The organism is Rhizobium sp. rho-13.1 (assembly GCF_007000305.1).
Lineage (GTDB): Bacteria > Pseudomonadota > Alphaproteobacteria > Rhizobiales > Rhizobiaceae > Rhizobium > Rhizobium rhododendri.
On sequence record NZ_SCFL01000022.1, the window covers coordinates 38,358 to 44,902 of the forward strand.

Consider the following 6,545-nt stretch of genomic DNA (forward strand, 5'->3'; position numbering starts at 1 on the left):
GGCTACAGGCAGTCCGCTGTCCACAAAATGCGCTCACCTCGAAAAGCGAGGTGGCCAGACGCGTCAGTGCTAGCTTGTGGTTTTCTAGAGAATGCTGCCCAAGAGGAGTGAATTGGTTTGTTGAGACAATCACACAGCTATGAGGCAAGCCTCGCCTTGAACGGATACGAACCGTCGACCCACTCACTAACCGTTGAATATCAATGATAATGTCCTTTATCATATATAGAAAGCACAGCCATGACACGGGATGAATACGAGCGCCATATTTGTGAGGGGAGCGGGACGGCATATCTGCTGAGGCAGAGACCTAACTTACACGTCGGCGCCACAAAGCGGCGGACGAAAGGAGCGTTAATGTCGCACAAAAAAACCAGAGGGCTGCCGGTGATATCTGTGCGTAGATCAACGTGCCAATCGATGGCGCAGCGACGCCGGCAACTGATTGGGCCGTTCGATAAAACCCCATGTACTCGCCGCTTCTTCCACCATTTCTAGCGGCCTCTCCCATGACGATCGACATGATGGCGGGGTAGAACAGTAACTGCCCCATCGTGATCAGAAGATACAGGCATACGAGCATAGCGATGCCAGATCCAAGCGGGAGCAGGGCGAAAGCTGCTGCAACGATACACATGCCAATAACGGCCATTCGCGTTTGATTTTGCTTTTTCACCCAGCCGGAGACCGGCATTACTGCCGCCGCAAAGGCGATGTACCCAACTGTTAACAGGTTTCCAAAAGCCTCTGGCCTCATTCCATACGCTGAGCTGACGTACAGCGGAAATGTGGCTGATGTCTGCTTCGAGACAACATCGAGAACGCAGGATGCTAAGCATACGATCAAGAAAGCTACGCTCCTATGAGCAGCCAACGTCGGTCTATCGGGAGCTCTATCAGAGACGGTCACGTGAGATGGTTTGAGATGCCGGTCTAGCGAAAAAAACACTAGCCCTGCGGCGAGCAAGGAACTCAGCGCATCCGCGTAAAAGATCAGGCTTGGTTCAATTCCATAGAGATACCCCCCTATAGCGGCGGCGATCCCCGCTCCCACGTTGATCGCGACAACGTAAACCCCGTAAGCGCGGGATCGTTCTTCCTCCGGGCACAGATTAACGACGCATGCGTCATAAGCGGGTCGGAAAGCTCCAGTGGCGAATGCCAGAACAACAAGCGTTCCGCCGATAAGCACCACATTCGAGAGTAGCGGAATGATCGACATGGCTCCGGCACTCACTAGGAAGCTAAGCACCAAAACGTTGGGCGCGCCAATGCGATCACTCAACCTGCCGCCGGTCCAAGCACCCAAAATACCGCCGATACCAAAACACGTCAGCAAGACCCCGGCAACTTCGACCGGGAAGGCAGCAACCTGCGTCAGATATAGCACCAGAAATGGCGTGACCATGAAGCCCAAGAAATTGACAAAGGCTGCAACTGCTAGCAACCAGAGTTGGGCCGGAAGCTGCGGCACCAGCGCGCTCCAGCGTAGTTGCCATTCTCTCATAAGCGTTGATAATCCTTGGGGACTGTTGGCCAATTCGTCGCGGCCTGGAACCATTGTGCAAGCATGAGAAGGCGCGCTAGCATGGTCAGGGGACCCGCTAACGTCAGCCCCATTGGCAAACCTTCTGCGGAGAAACCGTTTGGAACAGTTATTGCCGCGCTATTGCTAAGCAATACCGGCATAATGGTTTCGAAAGGATCGGGGTCATATCTTCCCGGCTTGAGCGGCCATTCGGTAATCAGCGGAGCTGCCAGCCCGCTTGTAGGCAGCAAGAAGATACCTTCGCTGACCGGCAAGCGATAAGTTCCGCGCAAATCCTGAAGCTTCTGTTGCCCAGCGGTATCGAGCGGATTCCGTGCAATCAACGTCGCGGCAGCTCTGCACTCCTCAGTGATCAGGTTTTCAGTCGGAACGACCTCTATTCCTACTTTTTCGAACTCCCGGATTGCCAAGGCATAGTTAGTCCTCGCATCGAAATGGGCAGTGTCCCAGAACCTACCCTTGGCCAGATGAACGCGAGGTACTATCGATGCGATGGCAGATTGCTGATCGAATTCATCGTCAGCCTCAAATGCTTGCAAGGCTTCGTCATCCAATGAAAGACTTTTCAACCAGCTGTGCCGAATATCGCGAACATCGTGCCCGAGGAATATGAGCCGCCCGCGTGCGATGGAGCCAGAGTTACGGGGCCCGTAAAAACCGATGACCCCTGACATCGATGCTGCAACAAGCAGCTGACCGTTTATATCTTGTCCCAGCCCGATAGTTTCCGGGCGTGTGGAAATCGCATGTGCTAACGGTGAGCCCAGTGGCCCAGCAACGAACTCTTCACCCCATGCATTGGGTATTTTGCGGCCTGCGGCCGACTCAGTAACTACATCGGCGATATGAGCGGCATTGTTCTCAAGTTGGCGTAATGCCTGACCAACGATTGCGTCATCCGAGATTTGCAAAGTCCGTTCGTTTCCACGTTCATATCTCAAGTAAATAATTGCTTTGCTCGGTATCAGTTCAGGAGGCACCGAGAGACCGTCGTCTGTTTCGAGTTCTACATCTTCCATTGACTTAACCGTGAAAGTTTTGAGCGTGGATCTTGGAAAGCAGCCCGTCGCGAATTGAAAATTCGGGCGCCAACCATGCGACATAATCGTCAGACGTATCTGGATAACCGACCGCTAAAGCATAGACGACGCTGTGCGTCAGATCAGTTTCGCCGATCGCTCTCTCTATCAGCGAATGACCGATTGCGCCGGCCGGATTGACGACCACGCCCTGCTTACTAAGAATAAGCATCATGTTTTGGGCGATGTGGCCGGCCTCAACGAATGTATGGGCATATGCGCTCCCATTTATATACTTCCACATCACGCGCTCGAAATGCGCGACAAGAAAAATGATAAAACTCGCTTTTGCGACCCATGGCTGATTTTCGGCAAACATTGCCTCCATCGTTGGCATGGGGTCATGAAGCTCGATCAGCTCCAACGCGTGGTGAAAAGCATTATAATGGTAGAAGCGATCTTCAAGCAGACCTGAGACCTTACGGGCGAAGATGTAGCCTTCGTAAGCATTGCGGGCCCCTGGTGAGGGTGTCATACGAAGTGGATGGTCGCCGACTTCGGTGGAAACGATGTCGGTCACCCCGAGCCCGGCATACAAGGCATCAGCGACGAGCGGCAATTGCAACGGCGTATCGAGAAATGCGCGTATCGAACGTCTGGTACGCATGACAGCTTTAAGTTCGCTATCGATTTGAAACCTTGGCAGAGAAATGCTGGCTTCACGAGGCTGCAAATCCATCAATGGAGGCGAAGGTTGAGATTTCGAGCGAAGAATTTGGATTTCGGCCGCCATCTGGTCACTGACGGTCAAATTGTCCTGCGACGAAAAATGGAGTTGAGCTGTTACCGATCCCCATTCCCAGGTCTCGTCATACTCGGAATCCTTTTCAGATATGAAATCACCTTCGACAACTAAGGCCGTAAGCGAAAATAATTGAACAATTTCCTCAACAAGGGATGATGTGTGAAAGTCGTGTGTTATTGAAAATAGCTCATTGAGTGGTCGCCACTCTTCTGAATTCAGGAGCACTTCGAGGCAGCGTAAATTACAGGCAAAGGACCGATTGGTCAGAAAATTGAAGACAACAACTTCACCGTTTTTCACAAAGTAAGAAAGAGCTCTGGCCCTCCGATATCGAAACACTGTTCGTTCTTTTTCGGAAAGAGTCTCCATAAATAATCTCCACGAGAAACACTATGATGACGAGCCAACACGTGATTAGCCTTGGCTCGTCGCGTCACGATTCTGATGAAGTTTAGTTATTGCTCGTTGTTAGCGTGGACGTGAAGCGCCGGCTTCACGAACGGCATGCTCTTGTTCAAGCTAAGAGCACAATAAACAATTTCCTGTGCGGCCTGATCAATCTTGGAAATTGCGAACGCTGCCTCGTTGCGGGCCGGTCCTTCGGGGAGCTCTTTTGCGATATTTCGCAAGGTGTCCTGTACCTCTGACAAAAGCTGGTCGCCAACCTGGTAACGAGCGATGGCACTTTTGTCGATCTCTGATGACAGTTCGTCCTCGGACATGGGGACGGATTTTGCTTTGTGATACTGCATCAACTTTGATTTCAGTTCATTGGGTGTAACGCGTTGGGACTGCATACTTACCTCCATTGATATCAAATATTGAACTCAAAATGGTGGATCTCCGATATTTCCAACCGGCGATTTCAGGTTATTTCGGTTTTTTACCGGTGTAAAGGCGAAAGCCAATCACATTTTTCGACGATCCTGGGGCTGTAATAGACGCAAAGAATGCCGCAAAAATAGTGCGGCATAGTCCCAAGGTTTTGCAGTTTTGCGCATGATATATGCGACGGCGCTGAGTACAGATTTTTTGCAACAACTTCAGCGCCTAACTAGCTCTGATCCTTCAGAGCCTCATAGAGAGCGGTCCTGCCGATTTTCAGGCGCAGCGCTGCTTCGCGGACGTTGAGCCGGTTGGCGATAAACTTCCGTGGGGCCTTATTGAGTGGACGGTCTAGAAAATTAAATGTCGTCAATGCCGCAAAGGCGGGCATGGTTCACAAGATCCCGATCTAACAGCGTTGCGAATTTAGAAATTCCGCGACAGGCGCCTTGTGTCCAAGTCAGATAGCATCTGCGAATGCATTTAGCTCGTCGACGCTCCGAAGTTGCACCAGTGGCTTGCCCTGGACTTTCGCCTCTGCACAAAGCTCTCGAAGTGCCGGCATCCATCCCTGGTCGACATCCCAGATCGTACGAAAAAGCTCTCGCGTGGGGGGCATAGCAGAAATACCGCCTGGGGCATGCTCGAGTTTCCCAGACATCCAGGCCATCTGCCGTTCTGCGGCGAGCCAGAAATGCATCCATAAAGGGCATGTCGATGAGAATGATTTCCGTCGCTCGTGCAACGCGCGCCGGGATCGAATCCAGGCTCCCGAGCCCGTCGATCACCCAGGCATCTTCGGAAATGACCTGCTCATGCTTGAGTGCATGGATGTCAGGCGGAGTTAGAACCCAACCTTCTTGCCAAAGAATGCGGTCAATTTCGACATGTCGAAGACCTCGCTTCTCGCCAAGTTTGCGAGCGAGAGTGGATTTTCCCCCACCTGCATTACCGAGAATGGCGATCCGCGACATCGGCTATTGTCTCAAATATCCAGAACTATGTTCCTCATGTAGCCCGACTTTAGCGAGGTTCGAAAGCAGTATTTTGCGAAAGCGCAGATGCCCAGTCTTGTTCGCTATTACACCAGACAACAGCAAAACAGGATTTCCACCCCTTGGATGTCATAGCCGCGTGCCGGTGACTGCCGTCGCGAACGATAAGACGCCTTTCGTGCCATCCGACAATTAACGGCGGCAAGCTTTCTGCGTCACGGAGATCGGCAGCCATGTTTTCAATTCGCTTGTTTCATATGTCGCGCGGGACATGATAGGTTATCTCTGGCTCAGGTCCGCAGCACCGTTCCAGCTTTGAAAGCTCTATTGACAGAGGCCCCATCCAATACCGCGTATGGAGCAAAAGACCGTCGCGAAGACCGCGGTTCGCCCAATAGCTCGTCGAGAGATATTCCATGACCCAATTCTGAAGGTTCCCAGCGTGCGCGCTAGCCGTACACGTTTCGAGATTAAACATCTTCGCCCCACAAATGCCAAAGGACGCGACCGATCGCTTGTTCTAACGTCAGTGCCGAGGTGTCGAGAATTTCGCACCCGGCTGCCTCATTTCTAAGGAAACTGGCCCAGTTCATCATGTCCTCGTTGGCAAGATCAGGCTGGCCTCGATCGACCGCTAGCCGTCTGGCCCTCGTTTCGTCGTTACAATCGACGAGGATCGCGGTGTAGGATGTAATACCCGCATGTTCGACGGCCTCAGTCAGAAACGAAAATCGTGACTGGCCTTCAAAAAGAACGCTCCGGCCTTGCGCCAGGAGCAGAGATAATCGAGCCATCCACTCGAAAGTGGCAGCTCTCTGCCACCCTTCGACAGAGCCGAATTTATCGACCATCTCTTGCACAGACGGAACACCGATACGGTCCTTGTAGAAAACGTCGAACTCCTGGCCGTGTCGGTTTTCGATCGCTTCCGCAATTGTGGTCTTGCCGGCCCCTGATGCTCCGGTGAGAATGACGAGTGGCATAGAAAATCTCCTTCAAGATTTGGCAGCGTTGGCGTTGAAGTTGCTGTTTCTGAAAAGCCATAGCGTGCGATGGCCATGAAGATATTTGCCGGCTCGCTCGAAGCCGGCATAGTCGAATTTTATTCCTTTGGCGGTTGCCAGGACCACGACCGGAACGTTGATGCTGGCTAGTGAGGTCAGCAGGGCGGGTTCGTGTGATCCTGTTCGCCAATGCTCTTGTTTGCCGTAAGGCACGTCTGCAATCACCAGATCGACAGGTGGTAGAGCGGCGAGCTTTGAAGCAACCAGATCGGCATCTGCCGCATCGGCCTTAACAGGTTGCGGAAAAAGGCCCTTGCTGTGAGCGGACTGGCGTGATTCCATGCCTGG

General features: G+C 52.4%; 6 protein-coding genes and 1 pseudogene. All 7 read right to left on the reverse strand.

The window, feature by feature from the left end; translation table 11 throughout:
- Positions 1-310: 310 nt before the first annotated feature.
- The gene (locus EQW76_RS26020; protein ID WP_203452802.1) at positions 311-1,474 is read right to left on the reverse strand and encodes an MFS transporter; all 1,164 of its coding nucleotides are present in this window, start codon (positions 1,472-1,474) and stop codon (positions 311-313) included.
- 29 nt (positions 1,475-1,503) lie between these two features.
- A complete protein-coding gene (locus tag EQW76_RS26025; RefSeq protein ID WP_142832159.1) occupies positions 1,504-2,568 on the reverse strand; it encodes a hypothetical protein in 1,065 nt (354 codons plus the stop codon).
- A 4-nt stretch (positions 2,569-2,572) separates the two neighbouring features.
- Positions 2,573-3,742: a SagB/ThcOx family dehydrogenase gene (locus tag EQW76_RS26030; protein ID WP_142832161.1), complete on the reverse strand. Its 1,170-nt coding sequence runs from the start codon at positions 3,740-3,742 to the stop codon at positions 2,573-2,575.
- An 86-nt stretch (positions 3,743-3,828) separates the two neighbouring features.
- Positions 3,829-4,170: a hypothetical protein gene (locus tag EQW76_RS26035; RefSeq protein ID WP_142832162.1), complete on the reverse strand. Its 342-nt coding sequence runs from the start codon at positions 4,168-4,170 to the stop codon at positions 3,829-3,831.
- Positions 4,171-4,427: 257 nt separating this feature from the next.
- Positions 4,428-4,526: pseudogene (locus tag EQW76_RS29990) on the reverse strand (recombinase family protein); the annotation flags it as partial.
- Positions 4,527-5,663: 1,137 nt separating this feature from the next.
- Positions 5,664-6,176 (reverse strand): AAA family ATPase, encoded by a 513-nt coding sequence (locus tag EQW76_RS26050; protein ID WP_142832164.1) that lies wholly within the window; start codon positions 6,174-6,176, stop codon positions 5,664-5,666.
- 12 nt (positions 6,177-6,188) lie between these two features.
- On the reverse strand, positions 6,189-6,545 hold a 357-nt coding region (locus tag EQW76_RS29155), incomplete at its 5' end, for a hypothetical protein (protein WP_202617222.1).

Bases quoted from the DNA above. Each gene is read 5' to 3' on its own strand.
- EQW76_RS26025 (WP_142832159.1), bottom strand. From the start codon at position 2,568: ATGGAAGATGTAGAACTCGAAACAGACGACGGTCTCTCGGTGCCTCCT.
- EQW76_RS26030 (WP_142832161.1), bottom strand. From the start codon at position 3,742: ATGGAGACTCTTTCCGAAAAAGAACGAACAGTGTTTCGATATCGGAGG.
- EQW76_RS26035 (WP_142832162.1), bottom strand. From the start codon at position 4,170: ATGCAGTCCCAACGCGTTACACCCAATGAACTGAAATCAAAGTTGATG.
- EQW76_RS26050 (WP_142832164.1), bottom strand. From the start codon at position 6,176: ATGCCACTCGTCATTCTCACCGGAGCATCAGGGGCCGGCAAGACCACA.